This window comes from Pseudomonas sp. ICMP 561 (assembly GCF_002699985.1).
Lineage (GTDB): Bacteria > Pseudomonadota > Gammaproteobacteria > Pseudomonadales > Pseudomonadaceae > Aquipseudomonas > Aquipseudomonas quasicaspiana.
Window position 1 is genome coordinate 77,020 of the sequence record NZ_LKBT01000014.1, and the last position, 20,079, is coordinate 97,098.

Consider the following 20,079-nt stretch of genomic DNA (forward strand, 5'->3'; position numbering starts at 1 on the left):
ATCAGCGGTTGCCGCGACGGCTCATGAATGCAAGGCGCTCAAGCAACTGTACGTCCTGCTCATTTTTGACCAGTGCACCGGCCAATGGCGGGATGGCCTTGGTCGGATCGCGTTCGCGAAGCACGGCTTCTCCGATGTTGTCGGCCATCAGCAGTTTCAGCCAGTCCACCAGCTCCGAGGTCGAAGGCTTTTTCTTCAGGCCCGGCACTTTGCGCACATCGAAGAACACGTCCAGCGCTTCGCTGACCAGGTCTTTCTTGATGTCCGGGTAATGCACGTCGACGATCTTTTGCAGCGTCGCCCGGTCCGGAAAAGCGATGTAGTGAAAGAAGCAGCGACGCAGGAAAGCGTCCGGCAGCTCTTTTTCGTTGTTGGAGGTAATGATAATGATCGGCCGGACTTTGGCCTTGATAGTTTCGTCGGTCTCGTAGACGTAGAACTCCATCTTGTCGAGTTCTTGCAGCAGGTCGTTGGGGAATTCGATGTCGGCCTTGTCGATTTCGTCGATCAGCAGAATGACCCGTTCTTCGGCTTCGAAGGCTTCCCAGAGCTTGCCTTTCTTGAGGTAGTTACGCACGTCGTGGACTTTGTCCACGCCCAGCTGCGAATCCCGCAGGCGGCTGACCGCATCGTACTCATACAGGCCTTGATGGGCCTTGGTGGTGGATTTGATGTGCCAGGTAATCAGCTTCGCGCCGAAGGATTCAGCCAGTTGCTCGGCGAGCATGGTTTTACCGGTGCCGGGTTCGCCCTTGACCAGCAGCGGGCGCTCCAGGGTAATGGCCGCGTTGACCGCCAGCTTGAGGTCGTCGGTGGCGACGTATGCGCGGGTGCCTTCAAACTTCATCGGTAAATCCTCGATAAACAATGCGCGGACTATAGCGCGCAGGTCTGGCGGCTGTGAATGTGGGGCGGGTATTCATTGATTGAATGGCGAGGTTGGTGCGCGTCCTACGGGACTGCGTACACTCTGTGGGAGCGAATTCATTCGCGAAGGGGCCTGTACATCCGCAGCCTATGTATCATCTGAAATGCCGCCTTCCCGAATAAATTCGGTCCCACCGGTTCGCTGTGGCCAAGAGCATAAATTCGCTTCCACAGGAATTGCGTTCGCCCCGCGCAAAATTACCCTTTGCTGTTGTCATACCGCGCATTGAACGCCTGCACGAACGCATTCCTCAGGATCTGCAGGAATGCCTGAAACGCGCTGACATCCTGGTTGTGCACGCTCCCGCTCAGTTCAACCCGGGTAGCAAACTGGTTTTCGCTCTGGTTCTTGAGCACGGTTTCGCTGCCGCCCACCACGGCTTCCCAGATGGACCGAAAGAAGCCTTTATTCTGGTTTTCGACATCCTGCTTCCAGTTGAAGACTTCAACATCGCGTAGCAGCGGTTTGATGTAACCACTCAACTGGCCTTTATTCGCTTGAGCTTCGATCACCAGATCGCCTTGCCCGGCATTGAAGTCGAAGTTGCCGTAGGCGGACGCAAAGTCGTTCAGGCGCTTGAGCTGTATGCCGGTGGCACGCAGTCGCAAGTCAAAATCCTCGAAGTTGCTGAACGGATCGAAGGTCGCGGACCCTTCCATTTTTGCGTGCCCTTCGAGGAGCGCCTTGCCTTCGAAGCGGGCATCGCGATTACCCTTTACGTCCTCGACGTTCGTCAGGTTATAGAGGCTGGCGTTGAGCGAGTCGGCCTCGATCTTCACTTTCGGCGTTGTGCTGAAATTATTGAAGGTGATCTTGCCGTCATTGATGCGGACTTCGTTGAGGGTAATCGGTAGCAGCTTGTTTATTTGCTCCTGCCAGTCGGTGCCCTTACCCGTCTGTGACGCTTGCTTGTCGTTGCCGCCGTCGACAAAGTTGATCTCTGGCTGGGCGAATATCATCTCGGCAACCACCGCGTGGTCGTACCACAGATGATTCCAGCTCACCGCCAGATCGATGACGGGTACTTTGACGAATGGCACTGGTACCTTGCCGTCCACCTTGACGATATTCAACCCGTTGATTCTGTAAGCGCCGCGCCACAGCGCCAGATCCACATCCGTGACCTGGCCGCGGTAGTCGCCCATGTTGGCGAGCTTGTCATTGAGGTAGTTGCGAACCAGCAAGGGCAGGGTGATATGCACTGCGATCAACAGCACGATAATCCCGGCCAGAGTCCAGAGTGGCCAGCTATAGCGACGTTTCATGGCAAAGGTCTCAAGTTGCGATGAGTTGTTGACTCCGTGCGTTCGCATCCGTTCGCTGCGACTGGACGCATGCAGGTCATGAGGCATAGGCTTCCAACTCTCTGACATCTGATGAACGTGCACAAGGACACCGCCATGAGCCGTATCTACGCTGACAACGCCCACTCGATCGGCAACACCCCACTGGTGCAGATCAACCGTATCGCCCCCCGTGGAGTCACGATTCTGGCCAAGATCGAGGGCCGCAATCCGGGCTACTCGGTGAAATGCCGGATCGGTGCCAATATGATCTGGGACGCTGAAAGCAAGGGCAAACTCAAGCCCGGCATGACTATCGTCGAACCTACCTCCGGCAACACCGGCATCGGCCTTGCATTTGTCGCCGCAGCACGCGGCTACAAGCTGATGCTGACCATGCCCGCGTCCATGAGCATCGAACGCCGTAAAGTTCTCAAGGCATTGGGTGCCGAACTGGTTTTGACCGAGCCCGCCAAAGGCATGAAAGGCGCTATCGAGAAGGCCGAAGAACTGCTGGCCGGCGATCCTGAAAAATTCTTCATGCCAGCCCAGTTCGAAAACCCGGCCAACCCGGCAATCCATGAAAAAACCACCGGTCCGGAGATCTGGAACGACACGGATGGCGCGGTCGATGTGCTGGTCGCGGGTGTCGGCACCGGCGGCACGATCACCGGTGTGTCCCGCTACATCAAAAACACCGCAGGCAAACCGATTCTGTCTGTTGCCGTGGAACCTATGGTTTCGCCGATCATTACTCAGGCGCTGGCGGGTCAGGAAATCAAGCCAAGCCCGCATAAAATCCAGGGTATTGGCGCTGGCTTCATTCCCAAGAACCTTGATCTGTCCCTCGTCGACCGGGTGGAACTGGTCAGTGACGAAGAAGCCAAAGCCATGGCCCTGCGCTTGATGCAGGAAGAGGGCATTCTTTGCGGTATTTCCTGTGGTGCCGCCATGGCTGCAGCGGTCCGCATGGCGGAAACCCCGGAAATGCAGGGCAAAACCATCGTCGTGGTCCTGCCCGATTCGGGCGAGCGTTACCTGTCGAGCATGCTCTTCAGTGACCTGTTTACTGATCAGGAGCTGCAGCAGTAAGACCTCGTTTGCACCGCGCTGCTTCTTGTCAGGTCGGCGAGGGTTTATGATGCCCGGCTGGCGAACCATCTATAGGATGGTTCGCCTTCACGCATGATTATCACGGCAAGACGTACAGCGGTAAGCAAGGAGAGTTAGATGACGTTTTCATTGGCTGCCAAGGTATCGATCCTGATGCTTTTCGTGTGCAGCACGCTGTATGTGCATTTGCGTGGCAAGGCGCGATTGCCGTTGTTGCGTCAGTTCGTCAACCATTCGGCGTTGTTCGCTCCTTATAACGCCCTGATGTACCTGTTTTCCCGCGTGCCGTCCAAGCCGTATCTGGACCGCAGCGCGTTCCCCGAGCTGGATGTGCTCAAGAATAACTGGCAGACCATTCGCGAAGAGGCCATGCACCTGTTCGACGAGGGCTATATTCGGGCTGCCGAGAAGAATAACGATGCCGGTTTCGGTTCGTTCTTCAAGAAGGGCTGGAAGCGTTTTTACCTGAAGTGGTACGACAAAGCCTTGCCGTCCGCCGAGGCCCTGTGTCCGAAGACTGTCGCACTGGTCAACTCCATCCCCAACGTTAAGGGCGCGATGTTCGCCCTGCTGCCCGGTGACAGCCACCTGAACCCGCACCGCGACCCGTTTGCCGGTTCGCTGCGCTATCACCTGGGGCTATCGACGCCTAACTCTGATGATTGCCGCATCTACGTGGATGGTCAGGTCTATGCCTGGCGTGATGGCGAAGACGTCATGTTCGACGAAACCTATGTGCATTGGGTCAAGAACGAGACTGACGTGACCCGCGTGATCCTGTTCTGCGACATTGAACGGCCGTTGCGTTCACGCATCATGACCCGCCTCAATCGCTGGGTCAGCGCATTTCTCGGCCGTGCAACAGCGCCGCAGAACACCGACGATGAACGCGTAGGCGGGATCAACCAGGCCTATGCCTGGAGCAAGCGCTTCAGTGATACCTTCAGCGGCAAGGTCAAGCAGTTCAAACGCAAGAACCCGAAAGCCTACCGGGTGTTGCGCCCGGTGCTGGCGGTGGTGGTGCTTACGTTGTTGGGATATTGGTTGTTTGGGTGAGGTTGAACACAGGTTTCATATAAAACCTGTGCAGACTGTGTGAAAACTACTGCAGGCTGGGCACCTTCGGTGCTACGCGCACAATACTGCGTTAAAAACAGGCGAAAAATGCTCATTTAGAACACAAACCTGTGGGAGCGAATTTATTCGCGAAAGCGGGGGTATCAGGCACCGATGTTCTTCAGGCCTGGCCCCTTCGCGAATAAATTCGCTCCCACGCAATACGCAAACTTCCTTCAGGTTGTCTTCACCGCCGCAGGCCGCAACACCAGCCACAGCGACACCGCAATCAGCGCGCCGCCGTAGACGTGCACCATCGACAGCGGCTCATCCAGAAATAACGCACCCCACAGTACGCCGAACGGCGGAATCATGAACGTGACCGTCATTGAACTGAGCGGGCCGATGCTGCTCATCAGGCGGAAATACAGGATGTAGGCCAGAGCGGTGCAAACGAGGCCCAGACCCAGCAGCGATACCCAGACACTGACGCCACCCCAACTGGCAGGCGGGTCGGTGAACACGCGATAGCCAAAAAAAGGCAGCAGCAACAAGGTTGCGCCAAGCATGCTGCCCAGTGCTGAAAGACGACTGTCCAGTCCGCCCTGACGGTCCAGCCAGCGGCGGGTCAGGAAGCCGGCGAACGCATAACACGTGGTCGCCAGCAGGCAGGCGAGGGCACCCATCAACAGCTCAAGGTTGAAAGCCACCGGTCCTGCACGCGTCAGGATGCCGACACCGACCAACCCCAGAAAGACGCCGCAGATCTTCACTGCCGAGAGCTTCTCACTGAAGAACAACCCGCCGACTAATACGCCCATCAGGGGTGTCGTGGCATTGAAAATCGACGAGTAACCGGCAGGCAGCGTTTGCGCTGCAATCGAGTAAAGCGTCGCTGGCAGCCCTGAGTTGATTACCCCCAGCAGCATGCAGGTCTTGAGCTTGCCACGAAAATCCAGGTGCACGCGCATCAACAGGAAAATGATCAGCAGGCCTGCTGCGGCAATGGACACACGAAAAAAGGCAGTCGGCACGCTGCCCAATACGGGCGCAACAATGCGCATGAACAGAAAGCTCGCGCCCCAGATGGCGGCGAGCACCAGCAGGTTGACGATATCGGCAGGTTTCATGAAAGGTCCTTCTTGTTAGAAGGGCGGGAGTTTTACCGGGAGATGGATGCTGTTGCAATGGTTTGTAACGTTATTGGCGATTGCCAGACTTCTAATTCCAGTTAGTGAGCGCAAGCGTTGAGAAAACTTGATAGATCGTCATACAACTGTATGACTTTGTTAAACATTTAATACTTTAGTGCGATAGCAAATTATCGATATGCAGCCATTCATTTATTTTGCCAGCTGCCGACACAAGTCATTAGGTCGCCGCATAACAGTCAAAGCTGCGTGGTGACTTTAATCCAACGCCAATGTATTGGCTTTGCGCCATTGAGGGCCCGTATTTTAAGGGCCTCAGCAATCGCCATGAAAAATACAAATCTATTAAAACTATCGCATTCCACCGTTTTAATCGGTTTGTGATCGGAGAGGAAGTGTCGTAATGGCTTTGAAGTTTCGTCATAAAATTCTGCTGGCTGCCTCGATCATCGTGGTATTGGCGTTCGCGTTATTCACGCTGTACAACGATTATCTGCAGCGCAATACGATTACCAAAAACCTTGAAAACTCGGTGGCTCAAGCCGGTGAGCTGACAGCGACTGGCATTCAGAGCTGGTTGAGCGGACGCATTCTTATTCTGGACAACCTGGGGCAAAACGTTGCCCGACAAGGGACCAAGAGTGACCTGGGCGGCCTGGTAGGCCAACCGTCGCTGACGTCGACGTTCCAGTTCACTTACATCGGTGATACCGAGGGCGTGTTCACTCAACGACCTGACGCCGAAATGCCTGCCGGCTACGACCCTCGCAAGCGTCCCTGGTACACCTCGACGGTAACCGCTGACAAGACCATCATCAGCGCGCCTTACCTGGCCTCGGTAGGTGGATTGGTGGTGACCATCGCCAGTCCGATCAAGATCAATGGCAAGCTTGCGGGTGTTGCAGGCGGCGACCTGAGCCTGGAGACCCTGGTCAAAATCGTTAACTCGGTAGAGTTCGGCGGCCTGGGGCATGCCTTTCTGGTAAGCGGCGACGGGCAAGTCATCGTCAGCCCGGACAAAGACCAGGTGATGAAAAATCTCAAGGACATCTACCCAGGCCAAACCCTGACCCTGGACAAGAAGTTGCGTGAAGTCACCCTCAACGGCCAGCAACGCTTGCTGTCGTTTGCCCCGATCAGCGGGTTGCCGGGGGCGGACTGGTACATCGGACTGTCGATCGATAAAGATAAAGCCTACGCGCCACTGGGCGAATTCCGGACCTCAGCGCTTATTGCAATGGTAGTGGCCGTCATCGTGATCGCCTTGCTGTTGAGTCTTCTGATCAGTGCGCTGATGCGTCCGCTGACAGCGATGGGCCGTGCCATGCAGGACATCGCGCAGGGTGAGGGTGATCTGACCCGCCGCCTGAGCATTCAGGGCAAGGATGAATTTGCCGAGTTGGGTGGCTCATTCAACCAGTTCGTCGAGCGCGTGCACGCGTCAATCTCGGAAGTTTCTTCAGCGACGCTGCTGGTTCATGACCTGTCGCAACGGGTAGAGCAGTCGTCCAATTCCTCGATTCTTGGTTTTGACGAGCAGAGCGCCCGGACCAATAGCGTGGCCGCCGCGATCAATGAACTTGGCGCTGCGACTCAGGAGATCGCCCGCAACGCTTCCGATGCTTCCGCTCAGGCCAGTCAGGCCCGGGAACAGGCAGAAGACAGCCGCGCAGTGGTGGAAAAAACCATTCAGGCAATGACCGGTCTTTCATCCAAGATCAGCGATTCCTGCACGCAAATCGAAACCCTGAACACCAGCACTGAAAACATCGGGCAGATTCTCGACGTGATCAAAAGCATCTCGCAGCAGACCAATTTGCTGGCGCTCAATGCCGCAATCGAGGCCGCGCGCGCAGGTGAAGCCGGTCGTGGCTTTGCGGTAGTAGCCGATGAAGTACGTAACCTGGCGCACCGCACTCAAGAGTCTGCCGATCAGGTGCACAAGATGATCGGCGAGTTGCAGCAGGGCTCTCATGACGCCGTGGAGAACATGAACCAGAGTCAGGCCAGCAGCCGCGACAGCGTTGACGTCGCCAATCAGGCGGGCATTCGACTGACCAGCGTCACCCAGCGCATCAGCGAAATCGACGGTATGAATCAGTCAGTGGCGGCTGCCACTGAAGAGCAGACCGCCGTGGTGGAAACACTCAACGTCGATATCAGCCAGATCAACATGCTGAACCAGCAGGGCGTCGCCAACCTCAACGAAACCCTGTCCGACTGCGCCGCGCTTTCGCAACAGGCAGGTCGTCTGAAACAGTTGGTGGCAAGCTTCAAGATCTGACCGATCCATCGGTGAATGTCAGCAAAGGCCAGCGAGCGTTGCAGTTCCTGGCCTTTTTTCAGCGCAAAGGAGAGTGCGCGATATTCAAAGACTCAGGTTTATTCGTAATCCGGAAGTTTTACCTTCTCCGAATCACGAAGGAACAGATTGGAAAATGCTTTGCGTATCATGGGTTGACCGGCAATACGCATTGCGCCCCTGAGTAACGTCAGTCCCCCGCGAGTGTGAGGCCAGAGCATACGTGGAACAATCTTCGGAACGCCTTGGCCTTCTTTCACGAATGGCCGCATCACTCGCTCGTACGCTGCAAGCGCGGACGGCAGATCCTCAGTCCTCGACAGCTCGCCCGCCAATACGTATCCACCGACAATCGCGAGGGTGGTGCCGATACCCGACAGGGGAGTAGCGCACCAGGCAGCGTCGCCAGTCAGGACAACCCGATCGTCATACCACCGGTTCATCCTCACCTGCCGAAGGACATCAAAATAGAAATCGTCTGTCCTGGACATACCGTCGAGAATGCGCGGGAAGTGCCATCCTGCATCCGAGAATTTCTCTTGCAGGAACTGCTTCTGACGCTCGGTATCCCACTGGTTTTCACCCTCGGGTTTCTTCTGCATCCCCATGTAAACATGGACAGTGTCCTGTCGACCTGGCTTCAGCGTTGCCCCGATACCGCCAACGGTATTGTATTGACGGGCAAACACTCCATCCTCGGACGTCCTGGGGATTGCGAAGTAGGCGATAGTAATATCCATCCACTTCGGCTTGTTCTCTCCCGGGAAAACCAGTTCGCGGGTGGGTGAGCCAACCCCTTCTGCAACGATGACGAGATCGTAGCGATCGCTTGGGCTGTTCTCGAAATGCACGGTGACACCATGGGCATCCTGCTCTAGCGCCTTGATTGTTTCGTTGAAGCGATAGTTTGAACGCTGACTTGCGGGTTCATAGATCATGCTGGCGATATCGCCGCGCATTATTTCCAGCTCGGCTGTTGGCCCGTCGCCTATGTCCTCGACTGCAAATCGCGCGATGGTGTTGTCATGTTCGTCGACCCAGTCCGTGCCCGCCTCACCGGTAGTGAGGTCGAGAGCCGCTTGCTCCAGCCCCATCTTTCGCAAGACTTGGCGACCAGCGCCACGCACGTCCACGTTTTGCCCGCCATCGCGAAATTGAGGGGCCTTTTCTATAACGGTCACATCAAAGCCATGGCGGGAAAGCCACCACGCTGTGGTGTTGCCTGCAACACTTGCCCCACTGATGAGGATTCTTCTGGACATGCGGATTCTCCTGTAATCCGCACTTTGTATCACGCGTGATATAAATAAACATCACGCGTGATACAAAATGTTACTCTTCCAGATTGCCGATGAAGCGCTGGAGCAACGTAACGAAAACCGTAGCCTCTTCTGGACTGAAGCCTTCCAGGCCACGTGCATTGGTGTCGAGCAAAACCTGTTTTCCCAATGCCGCCACCTCCTGACCTCGCGCTGTGATGCTCACGTTGGCAGCACGCTTGTTTGTGGCAACAACGGAACGCTGGATGAGGCCAGCAGCTTCCAGCTTGTCCAGAGTCGCAACCATTGCGGGCTGTTTGACGGCAGAGGCTTTTACAAGGTCGCGCTGAAGCATGGGGCCGCGCCAGGCAAGCCACAATAACGGGCCGAGCAGGGTTAGCGAAATACCGTGAGACCGTAACGCGGCATCGGTCGCGCGGTTGAACACGCGTTCCGCGTGATTGGCGAGATAGCCGGGAGCGACGGCGGCTTCCGGGTGGATGTCTTTATCATTCTTCATCGGAGCATTTTGTCGGATTTTGAAAGGTTCCACTACCTGCGGCCAGCGTCTAGTTTTAAACAGCAAGTCCCTTGCCCAATCTGCGTTCATGCAGCGAAACCAGAAATAGTGAAAAACTCCGAGAAAATCTACAAACCTGCATTCATCCGTTCTGAATATCACGTAAGACTGATCCCGATCACGCTCTTCTCGTCCGACAAACCTTTGATTTTCCGGCGTAATCCCTGACAATCGCGCCCCTCTTTTCTGAGGGGACGCGAAACTGCCCGGTTTATCTGACGCGTCCCTGCCATGTTGTATTAACCGGCACGGAGATTCGACCGGATGAATGATCAGGCCAACAGCGTCGAACAGCGTTTTGATGCAGCCGCTACACCGATTGCGGCATGGAGTCGTCATGACACCACCTGGATGCTCGGGTTGTTCGGCACCGCCATCGGCGCAGGCACGTTGTTCTTGCCCATCAACGCAGGTATTGGCGGCTTCTGGCCGTTGCTGGCCCTGGCGTTGCTGGCGTTTCCGATGACCTATTACGCGCACCGTGGTTTGACCCGTTTTGTGCTGTCCGGCCGTGAAGGCGCAGACATCACGGAAGTCGTTGAGCAGCACTTCGGCAAAAGCGCCGGGACGCTGATCACCGCGTTGTACTTCTTTGCGATCTTCCCGATTCTGCTGATCTACAGTGTGGCGCTGACCAATACCGTTGGCAGCTTTCTTGAGCACCAGCTTCACATCCAGCCGCCGCCCCGCGCCTTGCTGGCGTTTGTGCTGATCCTCGGGTTGCTGGCAGTTGTGCGCTGTGGAGAACGGTTCATCGTCAAGGCCATGAGCCTGATGGTCTACCCGTTCATCGTGGCGTTGCTTTTCCTGGCGGTGTTCCTGATTCCGCACTGGAACGGCGGCATTCTCAGCACGGCCACCACGCTGCCGGAGCCATCGGCATTTCTGAATACTTTCTGGCTGGCGATTCCGGTAATGGTGTTTTCCTTCAACCATTCGCCGATCATCTCGGCGTTTGCCGTTGACCAGAAGCGCATGTACGGCGATCAGGCTGAAGGTCGCAGTTCGGAGATTCTGGCGCGGGCTCACGGTTTGATGGTGGTCATGGTGATGTTCTTCGTGTTCAGCTGTGTGCTGACCCTGTCGCCAGCACAACTGGCTGAAGCCAAGACCCAGAACATTTCGATCCTGTCGTATCTGGCTAACCATTTCAGCAACCCGACGATTGCCTTCGTGGCACCGCTGATTGCTTTCGTGGCGATAGCCAAATCATTCCTGGGCCACTACATCGGTGCCAGTGAAGGTTTGAAAGGCATCGTGGTGAGAACCGGCCTGCGTCCCGCGCCCAAAGCGCTTGATCGCCTCACCGCAGCCATGATGCTGGTGGTGTGCTGGGTTGTAGCGACACTTAACCCAAGTATCCTCGGCATGATCGAAACCCTTGGCGGGCCGATCATTACCGCGTTGCTGTTCCTGATGCCGATGTACGCCATCCACAAAGTCCCGGCCATGCGTCAATACGCAGGCAAGGCGTCCAACGTGTTCGTGGTAATTGTGGGTGTGGTGTCGATGCTGGCGCTGGTTTACTCGTTGATGCAGTAAGCCTTGGAATGCAATTCTTGTAGGAGCTGCCGAAGGCTGCGAAGCGTTAATCCTGATACACCGCTATTCGCAGCCTTCGGCAGCTCCTACAGGGGTTGTGTTTCACTGGCAACTCACTGCGCCGGGTAGTCCGCCACGACCCGTTCTTCACCCGAAGCCGTCAGACCAATGATCTGATGGGCGCTTCTGCGATTACCCGATTCCATGCCCGGCGAACCCATCGGCATGCCGGGTGCAGCGACGCCGATCAGGTCTTTTTGCGCGACCAGTTCGCGAATCTCCGAGACTGGCACATGACCTTCGACAAACTTGCCATTGATCACGCCGGTGTGACATGAGCCGAGTTTCTCGGGCACGCCGAGTTTTTCCTTAACCGCGCTCATGTTGTCTTCAGGGTGATCATTCACGGTAAACCCGTTTTCCTTGAGGTACGCCATCCACTTGGTGCAGCAACCGCAATTCGGGTCGCGGTAGACGTCGATGGTTTGCGGCGCGGCATGCAGCAGTGCGCTGAAACCGAGGAGGGCGATCAGGCTGGCTTGTTTGATCTTCGAAAGCGTCATGAGAGATGTGCTCAAGGATGTTCAAAGTGCAGAGGCTACACGGGTTGTGAGGGCTGGAAAATACCGTGGTCCGCGGCACCCTTATCGCGGGCAAGCCTCGCTCCCACATGAAAATAACATTCTCCTGTGGGAGCGAGGCTTGCCCGCGATAAGGGCTACAAAGTTTTCAGCTGGATTGCGTTAGCTTAAGCTCAATAAGCCGCCACCAACCCATCCTTCCTCGGATCAGTCCCGCCCACATACCCATGCGCCGTACGCTGGATGATCTGGGCGCCGCCAAAGGCAAACACGCCACTTGGCTCTTCGACATCAATGTCATGACCTTTGGCGCGCAGGGCTTTGACCACTTCCGGATCAAACGCACGCTCCACGGCAACTTTCAGACCTGACTCGATCCTCCAGCGCGGTGCGTCGGCAGCGGCTTGCGGGTTCTGTTTGTAGCGCAGGATGCGCATCATCATCTGCAAGTGACCCTGCGCCTGCATCGGGCCGCCCATCAAGCCGAAGGACATCAACGGCGTACCATCGGCGTTCATCACAAAGCCGGGGATGATGGTGTGGAACGGACGCTTGCGCGGTGCCACGTAATTAACGTGCTGCGGATCCAGCGAGAAGCCTGCGCCACGGTTCTGCATGCTGATGCCAGTACCCGGCACCACGACGCCGGAGCCGAAGCCCATGTAATTTGACTGGATGAACGAGATCATCATGCCGCTTTCATCGGCTGCTGACAGGTACACCGTGCCGCCCGGTTTTGGCGAGCCGTGACCCGGATTCGCAGCCTGATCAGTCACCAGTCCGGCGCGCTCCATCAGGTAGGCCTTGCCCAGCAAATCCTCGGAAGGTACACGCATGTGATCGCTGTCGGCGACGTGTTCGTCCAGGTCAGCGAGGGCCAGTTTCATGGCTTCAAGCACTGGGTGAACGGTTTCAAGGCTGTCCACCGGATGCTCGCCCACGCCCAGCGCTTCCAGCATGGTCAGGCCAGCCAGTGTCGCGATGCCTTGGCCATTCGGTGGCAGTTCGTGAACCACGGCACCGGCATACGGCACTGACAGCGTTTCGATCCAGTCCACGGTGTGCGTCGCCAGATCGTCGAGGCTCATGACGCTGCCATTGGCGTTGGCATGGGCAATGATTGTCTCTGCCAGTTCGCCGCGATAGAACGCTTCGCCCTTGGTTTGGGCGATCAGTTCCAGGGTGCGGGCGTGGTCCTTGAGCTGGATTTTTTCGCCAGCCAGCGGAGCCTTGCCATCCGGCATGAAACACTCGGCAAAGCCCGGTTGATCCTTGAGCAACTGCGAGCCGCGCTTCCACAGCTCGGCGATGATCGGCGTGACCTGATAGCCATCGCGGGCATAGCCAATCGCCGGTTCAGCCAATGTGGCGAACGGCAACTTGCCGTAACGCTCCGACAACTCAACCCAGGCTGATACCGCACCCGGCACGCTGACCGCAGGCCAGCCACGTTGCGGCATCTGGCTCAGGCCCGCGAAATACTCGGGCGTCCAGGCCTGCGGTGCGCGACCGGAAGCGTTCAGACCTTGCAGCTTGTTGCCGTCCCAGACAATGGCGAAGGCATCGCTGCCAATCCCGCAGCCGGTGGGCTCGACCACTGTCAGCACCATGGCCGCAGCGATAGCGGCGTCGACCGCGTTGCCGCCCTTGCGCAGCATGTCCAGCCCGGCCTGAGCGGCCAGTGGCTGGGAGCAGGCGACCATGTTGTTGCCCATCACCGGCGAACGTGCCGAAGCGTAAGGTTGGCTGTAATCCAGATCATCGAACATATGCGTTTCTCTTTGGCAGAATAACGAAAGGTTTAGCCTTTGGGGTCCAGCGCATCGCGCAGGCCGTCACCCAGCAGGTTGAAACACAGGACCGTGATGTAGATCGCCACGCCGGGCGCAATCGACATCCACGGAGCCTGCTCCATGAAATTTTTTGCAGTATTGAGCATCGAGCCCCAGGACGGCGACGGCGGTTGCTGGCCCAGGCCGAGGAACGACAGGCTGGCTTCGGCCAGAATCGCCGAAGCGATGGTCAGCGTCGCTTGCACCACCAGCGGCGACATCACGTTGGGCAGCACGTAACGCAGGATGATCCAGCGGTCCGGCAGACCGATAGCGCGGGCACCCTCCAGATAATCCTCGTGCTTGATCGACAGCACCTGGCCGCGGGTCAGCCGGGCAAAAATCGGCATGGCGGAAAGGCCGATGGCGATCATCGCGTTGGTCAGGCTTGGGCCGAGAAACGCGCCCAGTGCGATAGCCAGTACCAGAAACGGACAGGACAGCAGCGCCTCCATGACCTGGGAAATGATCATGTCCAGCTTGCCGCCGAAGTACCCGGCCAGCAGGCCCAGGGGCACGCCGATAAACATGGCGATAGCCACCGAAACACCACCGGCCAGCAGCGAACTGCGAGCGCCAAACAGCAACCGCGAAAACAGATCCCGGCCCAGTTCGTCGGTGCCCAGCCAGTACATCAGCGAAGGCGCTTTACGCACGGCGAGGAAGTTGGCTTTCAGCGGGTCGTGGGGCGCAATCCATGGCGCCAGAAGGGCCGCCAGGACAAACAGCAGCAACACTGCCGCGCCAATCACCGCACCTTTGTTGGCGAGGAATTTCTTCAGGAACGGCGAGCGGCTGCGGGGCAGGATCGCGCTGTGCGGGAGGCTGGCAATAGCGGTCATCAGGCAGTCCTCAGACGCGGGTTGATCAGGCGGTAAAGCACGTCGGCCAGCAAGTTCAGCATCAGGAAGCCAATCGCGACACACAACACCACGCCTTGCACCACGGCGTAATCACGATTGAACACGGCATCGACGATCATCTTGCCGAAGCCCGGAATACTGAACACCTGCTCGGTGAGTACTGCGCCGCCAAGCAGTTCACCGAACAGCAACGTGGTCAGCGTCACGATGGGCATCAGCGCATTGCGAAGCGCATGCTTGAGAATCACCGTGCGCGGGAACAACCCTTTGGCCCGGGCAGTACGGACGTAATCGGTGCGCAACACTTCGAGCATCGCGCTGCGGGTGTGGCGCATGAGAATCCCCGACAGCCCGGCCCCCAGCACGAAGGCTGGCAAAATCAAGGTCTTCAGGTTTTGCCCGAAGTCCTCGCCCATGGGCACGAAACCGGAGGCGGGTAGCCATTGCAGTTTCACAGCGAAGATCATGATCAGCAGGATGCCCAGCCAGAAGTGCGGAATGGAAATCCCTGACAGCGCCACCACGTTGGCCCCGTAATCCACGGCGGTGCCTTTGCGCACCGCCGAGATAATCCCGGTGGGGATGCCGATCAGCAGCGCGATCAGCAAGGCCAGCACCGCCAGCTCAATGGTTACCGGCAGCTTGGACGCCAGCAGCGTGGTCACCGGTTGCTCGGTGCGCAGCGAGGTGCCGAAGTCGCCGGTCAGCACGTTGCCGACCCAGTTCAGGTACTGCAACGGGATCGGGTCATCAAGCCGGTACTTGTCGCGCAGGTATTCCATGACCGCTGGATCGCGTTCTTCCCCGGCCATGGCCAGCACCGGGTCACCCGGCAGCAGCTTCTGCAGAGTGAAGACGAACAGCGAAACCAGAATCAGCGTCGGGATCGAGCTGAGCAGGCGTCGCAGGATAAACATCAGCATGCCGGAACCTCGCAGGTGCGTCCGTCAGTCATGGTTTGAACGCGACGTTGGCCAGACGAATCAGGCCGTCCGGATTTGGCACGAAGCCGGTCACGTTGTTACGCATGGCAATGATGCGTGGGTCGAAATACAGGTACGCGGTCGGCACTTCGTCGGCCAGCAGACGCAATGCTTCGTTGTACAGCGCCTGACGTTGTGGAACGTCGTTGACGGTGCGCGCTTTGTTGAGCAGTTCGTCGAGCTTGGCGTTGCAGTATTTGCCGTCGTTCTGGCCACCTTTGCAGGTCACGAACTGGTGGATGTCGCCATCCGGATCAGGGCGGCCCGACCAGGCGCTCATGCCGATCTGGAAGTTGCCGCTTTGCTGTTCGCTAAGCATCGTGGCGTATTCAGTGGCAATCAGATTGACCTTGAAACCGGCTTCTTCAGCCATGGCCTGAATGATCTGCCCGACCTGTTGCGCGATAGGGTTGTTGGCCACTTTCAGGTCTACCGCCAACGGCAGCTTCACACCGGCCGCGGCCAGCAGCGCCTTGCTTTTCTCGACGTCGCGAGCCGGGATCGGCAACTCCTGATCGTAGTACGGGCTGTTTTTCGGGAACGGTTGGGCGCTTGGCGCGTAGAGGCCTTCGAACACCACCTGGTTGATCGCATCGCGGTCGATGGACAGCTCAAACGCCTTACGCACGCGCTTGTCTTTGCCCATCGGCGTGTTGGCTTTTTCGCCGTTGCCGATGTTGAACATCAACTGCATGTAGCCCAGGCCAGGCGTGTTGTAGATCGCCAGCTTGCTGTCGCCCTTGACGGTTTTCACGTCGGTCGGCGCGACTCGTTCAATGATGTCCAGATCGCCGGAGCGCAGGTTGGCCAAGCGTACCGAGGTATCAGGAATCGGCAGGAACACGACTTTGTCGAAGTGATACGCCTGCTTGTTCCAGTAGTTGTCAAAACGCTCCAGCACGATGCGATCCTGCTGCACGCGCTGGACGAATTTGTAAGGGCCGGAGCAGACGGGTTTGGACGCGAATTCGCCCTGAGCGGCTTTCGGCGCGAGCATCATCCCGGCGCGGTCCGAGAGCTGTGAAACCAGCGTGGCATCGGCTTGCTTGAGTTTGATGGCGACGGTTTTCGTGTCGATCACTTCAACGCTGTCCACCGACGCCAGCTCGCTTTTGCGCAGGGAGTCGGGCAGGGTGCGGGCGCGGTCCAGGTTGAACTTCACCGAGGCCGCATCGAAAGGTTCGCCATCGTGGTAGGTCACGCCCTCGCGCAAGGTCATGGTCAGGGTTTTGCCGTCCTCGCTCCAGTTCCAGGCGGTGGCCAGCTGTGGCGCGTAGGTCAGGTCCGGGTTGACGTCCACCAGCTTGTCGCACAACGCGGTGTACACCAGACGACCGGAATAGGTACGTGAACGATGCGGATCCAGCACATCGGGATCGTCCTGAATGCCGATGCGCAAGGTCGATTCGGCAAAGGCTGCGTTGGCGGCCAGCAATAACAACGTTCCTGTCATGACGCGTGCGATTTTCATGGCTGGCTCTCCACTGCAAGGGATTGATGGTTCTTGAACAGATTCAGGCGCTGTGTGTAGGCAGCGCTGGGTGTCGGAAGGATCAAGGTGCCGCTGCCCGCGTTGGCGATTTCACGCCAGAAGTGGCACGCCACCTGGCGCTCGGCCTCGACGGTTTCCATGACCGGCACGGCTTCTTTGCACAGCGCGCGGGCATGGGGGCAACGGGTATGAAAACGGCAACCGGAAGGCGGGCGGCTCGGGCTGGGCATGTCGCCGCCGAGCAAAGGGCGCGGTTGGCGCAGATCCGGGTGGCTCACCGGTACGGCGGCCATCAGCGCCTGGGTATAGGGATGCAAAGGGTTTTCGAACAGCGCGTTGACCGGCGCCAGCTCGACGATTTCACCCAGATACATCACCGCGACCCGGTCGCTCATGTGGCGGATTACGGCCAGCCCGTGGGCGACAATCACCAGCGTCAGGCCGAACTGATGCTTGAGGTCTTCCAGCAGGTTGACCACTTGCGCCTGCACCGAAACGTCCAGTGCCGACACCGGCTCGTCGCCAAGGATCAGCCGCGGCTCGGAAGCCAGCGCGCGAGCAATACCGATACGCTGGCGCTGACCACCGGAGAATTCGTGAGGATGGCGACCGCCGTGTTCCGGGGCCAGACCGACCGTACGCAGCAGTTCGGCGACCTTGGCCTGACGGTCGCTGCGGCTGGCTTCGCTGTGCAGCCAGATCGGTTCGCCGACAATCGATTCCACCGTCATGCGCGGGTTCAGCGACGCGAACGGGTCCTGGAAGATGATCTGCAAGTCGCGGCGTACCTGACGCAGCTTTTCCGCCGACAGGTTGGCCAGGTTGCGGCCTTCGTAAATCACGTCGCCCGCGGTTGGTTGCAGCAGGTTGAGCAGCAAGCGGCCAAGGGTTGATTTACCCGATCCGGACTCGCCCACTAACGCCAGCGTCTCACCTTTGCGAACCGACAGGTTGACCTGATTGACCGCCTGTACCGGTGGCTTCTTTGGCTGGAAAAGACCGCTTTCCACCGCAAAGTGCTTGCTCAGGCCGATGCCTTCCAGAATGGGTTTCTGCTTGCTGCTATCGGGGTTGGTACGCTCGGCGATGTCTCGTTCGGAAAGGCTCACGCACTGACTCCCACATGCTGTTCCAAGGGTGCGCGGATGCACGCGGCGAAGTGTCCGGGAGACAGTTCAAGCAGCGGCGGTCGCTCTTCCCGGCATTGCTGGATGACAAACGGGCAGCGTCCGGCGAAGCGGCAGCCGCTGGGCATTTCTGCCGGTGTCGGCACGCGGCCATTGATCGTTGCCAGGCGACCTTCACGAGGGCCAATCGATGGCATCGAACCCATCAGGCCAATGGTGTACGGATGCTGCGGATCGTCGAACAGGGTCTTCACCGGGCCGCTTTCCACCACGCGACCGGCGTACATCACCATCACGTCGTCGGCCACTTCGGCGACCACGCCCAAATCGTGGGTGATCAGAATCATCGCGGTGCCGGTTTCGTTCTGCAGGTTGGCGACCAGCGAGAGGATCTGCGCCTGAATAGTCACGTCCAGTGCGGTGGTCGGCTCGTCAGCAATGATCAGCGCTGGATCGTTGGCCAGCGCCATGGCGATCATTGCCCGCTGACGCATGCCGCCAGAGAGTTCGTGAGGGTAGGCATCCAGTCGCTGGCGGGCGTCCGGTACGCGGACTTTTTCGAGCATTTCCAGCGCCCGCTGCCGGGCTTCCTTGTCCGAAAGGCGTTGATGGCGAATCACGCTTTCGGCGATCTGCTCACCGATGGTGAACACCGGGTTCAGTGACGTCATCGGCTCCTGAAAAATCATCGCCATGCGATTGCCGCGCACGTCCAGCAAGCGCTCTTCGGACATGCCCAGCAAGGCTTCATCAATCAGCAACGAATCGCTCGCGGCAACTTTTGCGGTGGCGGGTAACAGGCCCATCAGTCCCATGGAGGTCACGCTCTTGCCACAGCCGGATTCGCCGACGATGGCCAGGGTCTTGCCGCGCTTGACGGAGAACGAAACGCCGTCGACCACATTGGCGGGTGCACCGGCGAAGCGAACGGTCAGGTCGCTGACGCTGAGGACTGTGTTATCGGTGGTTGAGGCGGTGGCGCTCATAAGCTGGCCTCCAAGTCTTGATTGATGACGTTATCCAGCGCCTGTTGCAACGCCCGCAAATGGCCGCGCATGGCGGTAGCGGCCTTGATCGGGTCGCGGGTTTCGATGGCACTGACGATGTCGTCGTGATCGTGGCTGTAAGTGTCGAGGCGGTCTGCGTTGCGCGCCCGTTGACGCAGATCGCGCCAGGCCGGGTCCAGACGAATCGCATCGAGCATTTCGAAAATATCCAGCATCAACCGGTTGCCCGCGGCTTCAGCAATGGCGCGGTGCAGGGAGCTGTCCCAGAGCTCAATGCCTTCGGCATCGGGATGCTCGGCTTCCTGCTGGCGAGTGGTGCGCTCGGCAAGGCGGCGCAGGATCGCCATCTGCTCGCCATTGGCCCGCACTGCGGCGAGTGAGGCCAGCGCGGGTTCCAGATGCAGACGCGCTTCCATGACCTCGCTGAAATTGGTCCGCCCGGAAAGCCGGGCAAAACTCATGGCCGCGCTGGGTGGCGTTGGGCCGACAAAGGTCCCTTTGCCTTGCCGCCGCCAGATCTGGCCTTCGGCTTCCAGCACTGCCAGCGCGCGACGAATCGCGCGCCTGCTGACACCGAAATCGGTAGCCAGATCGCGCTCGGTAGGCAGCGCCCGCTGGGGGAACGCAGCATGCTGAGCAACGATCTGCCGTAAGGCATCCAGCGCCAGTTTCGAGGAGTTATCGATGGGCGTGTCAGGGTCGAACCTTTGCATCGTGGTACTCGCGCCAGACCAGAAAAAGATGCCCTGAGCTGCCTGTAGGCAGTGATTCGAGGCAAGAGGGCTGGTGCAAGAGCGATGCCAATGGAAATTGGTTCGATAGTTTTTCAGGCTCTATATGCCTGGAGATTGCTAGCGATCAGGGTTGTCGGGCCAATGTGCAAAGGTCCGGTAGGGTGGTCCGGAGGGATGAACGGTAATTGGTTCGCGGGTGGGTGAACCAATTTCGAAACGGGATCAGGTTTTTGTGCATCAATGCGG

The 20,079-nt window shown here is 58.2% G+C and carries 17 protein-coding genes and 1 pseudogene; 5 read left to right on the forward strand and 13 right to left on the reverse strand.

The genetic code is table 11. The features are described from left to right. Position 1 precedes the first annotated feature (1 nt). On the reverse strand, positions 2–847 hold the full coding sequence (locus AO242_RS13545) for an AAA family ATPase (protein WP_027901874.1): 846 nt from the start codon (positions 845–847) through the stop codon (positions 2–4). Between the two features lie 278 nt (positions 848–1,125). Next, positions 1,126–2,193, reverse strand: a complete 1,068-nt coding sequence (locus AO242_RS13550; RefSeq protein ID WP_099269135.1) for a DUF748 domain-containing protein — start codon at positions 2,191–2,193, stop codon at positions 1,126–1,128. 135 nt (positions 2,194–2,328) lie between these two features. Here AO242_RS13550 and cysK point away from each other — a divergent pair, with 135 nt between their 5' ends. Both cysK and AO242_RS13560 read left to right on the forward strand, forming a co-directional pair. After that, the gene (gene cysK, locus AO242_RS13555; RefSeq protein ID WP_027901876.1) at positions 2,329–3,303 is read left to right on the forward strand and encodes a cysteine synthase A; all 975 of its coding nucleotides are present in this window, start codon (positions 2,329–2,331) and stop codon (positions 3,301–3,303) included. 138 nt (positions 3,304–3,441) lie between these two features. Continuing rightward, positions 3,442–4,380: an aspartyl/asparaginyl beta-hydroxylase domain-containing protein gene (locus AO242_RS13560; RefSeq protein ID WP_027901877.1), complete on the forward strand. Its 939-nt coding sequence runs from the start codon at positions 3,442–3,444 to the stop codon at positions 4,378–4,380. 236 nt (positions 4,381–4,616) lie between these two features. Here the strand turns inward: AO242_RS13560 and AO242_RS13565 are convergent, their stop codons facing one another. Continuing rightward, on the reverse strand, positions 4,617–5,510 hold the full coding sequence (locus AO242_RS13565) for a DMT family transporter (RefSeq protein ID WP_099269109.1): 894 nt from the start codon (positions 5,508–5,510) through the stop codon (positions 4,617–4,619). A 424-nt stretch (positions 5,511–5,934) separates the two neighbouring features. On the opposite strand from AO242_RS13565, the pseudogene AO242_RS30175 reads away from it, so the two are divergent. Both AO242_RS30175 and AO242_RS30180 read left to right on the forward strand, forming a co-directional pair. After that, positions 5,935–6,909 (forward strand): annotated as a pseudogene (locus tag AO242_RS30175) (cache domain-containing protein); the annotation flags it as partial. 180 nt (positions 6,910–7,089) lie between these two features. Then, positions 7,090–7,815, forward strand: coding sequence for a methyl-accepting chemotaxis protein (locus AO242_RS30180; RefSeq protein WP_373562221.1), 726 nt, complete (start codon positions 7,090–7,092; stop codon positions 7,813–7,815). A 98-nt stretch (positions 7,816–7,913) separates the two neighbouring features. On the opposite strand, the gene AO242_RS13575 is transcribed toward AO242_RS30180, so the two are convergent. Both AO242_RS13575 and AO242_RS13580 read right to left on the reverse strand, forming a co-directional pair. Further along, positions 7,914–9,095, reverse strand: coding sequence for an FAD-dependent monooxygenase (locus tag AO242_RS13575; protein ID WP_099269111.1), 1,182 nt, complete (start codon positions 9,093–9,095; stop codon positions 7,914–7,916). A 70-nt stretch (positions 9,096–9,165) separates the two neighbouring features. Continuing rightward, positions 9,166–9,843: a MarR family winged helix-turn-helix transcriptional regulator gene (locus AO242_RS13580; RefSeq protein WP_218927838.1), complete on the reverse strand. Its 678-nt coding sequence runs from the start codon at positions 9,841–9,843 to the stop codon at positions 9,166–9,168. A 93-nt stretch (positions 9,844–9,936) separates the two neighbouring features. On the opposite strand from AO242_RS13580, the gene AO242_RS13585 reads away from it, so the two are divergent. Next, complete coding sequence (locus AO242_RS13585) at positions 9,937–11,214, forward strand: aromatic amino acid transport family protein (RefSeq protein ID WP_099269113.1); 1,278 nt, start codon at positions 9,937–9,939, stop codon at positions 11,212–11,214. A 113-nt stretch (positions 11,215–11,327) separates the two neighbouring features. Here AO242_RS13585 and AO242_RS13590 read toward each other — a convergent pair whose 3' ends face one another. The 8 genes from AO242_RS13590 to AO242_RS13625 all read right to left on the reverse strand — a co-directional run bounded on the left by AO242_RS13590 (position 11,328) and on the right by AO242_RS13625 (position 19,812). After that, a complete protein-coding gene (locus AO242_RS13590; RefSeq protein ID WP_099269114.1) occupies positions 11,328–11,777 on the reverse strand; it encodes a DUF411 domain-containing protein in 450 nt (149 codons plus the stop codon). Between the two features lie 191 nt (positions 11,778–11,968). After that, positions 11,969–13,564 carry a gamma-glutamyltransferase family protein gene (locus AO242_RS13595; protein WP_099269115.1) on the reverse strand — a complete coding sequence of 532 codons (1,596 nt, stop codon included), beginning with the start codon at positions 13,562–13,564 and terminating at the stop codon, positions 11,969–11,971. A 32-nt stretch (positions 13,565–13,596) separates the two neighbouring features. Beyond that, entirely contained in the window at positions 13,597–14,469 is an 873-nt protein-coding gene (locus AO242_RS13600; RefSeq protein ID WP_027898079.1) for an ABC transporter permease, read from the reverse strand. Continuing rightward, entirely contained in the window at positions 14,469–15,413 is a 945-nt protein-coding gene (locus tag AO242_RS13605; protein WP_027898078.1) for an ABC transporter permease, read from the reverse strand. The genes AO242_RS13600 and AO242_RS13605 overlap by 1 nt, the downstream gene beginning before the upstream one ends. Before the next feature lie 28 nt (positions 15,414–15,441). After that, on the reverse strand, positions 15,442–16,944 hold the full coding sequence (locus AO242_RS13610) for an ABC transporter substrate-binding protein (protein WP_099269116.1): 1,503 nt from the start codon (positions 16,942–16,944) through the stop codon (positions 15,442–15,444). Next, positions 16,941–18,074, reverse strand: a complete 1,134-nt coding sequence (locus tag AO242_RS13615; protein WP_099269117.1) for an ABC transporter ATP-binding protein — start codon at positions 18,072–18,074, stop codon at positions 16,941–16,943. Before AO242_RS13615 ends, AO242_RS13610 begins: the two co-directional genes overlap by 4 nt. Beyond that, the gene (locus AO242_RS13620) at positions 18,071–19,078 is read right to left on the reverse strand and encodes an ABC transporter ATP-binding protein (RefSeq protein WP_099269118.1); all 1,008 of its coding nucleotides are present in this window, start codon (positions 19,076–19,078) and stop codon (positions 18,071–18,073) included. Before AO242_RS13620 ends, AO242_RS13615 begins: the two co-directional genes overlap by 4 nt. Further along, positions 19,075–19,812: a FadR/GntR family transcriptional regulator gene (locus AO242_RS13625; protein ID WP_027898074.1), complete on the reverse strand. Its 738-nt coding sequence runs from the start codon at positions 19,810–19,812 to the stop codon at positions 19,075–19,077. Before AO242_RS13625 ends, AO242_RS13620 begins: the two co-directional genes overlap by 4 nt. Positions 19,813–20,079: the final 267 nt, after the last annotated feature.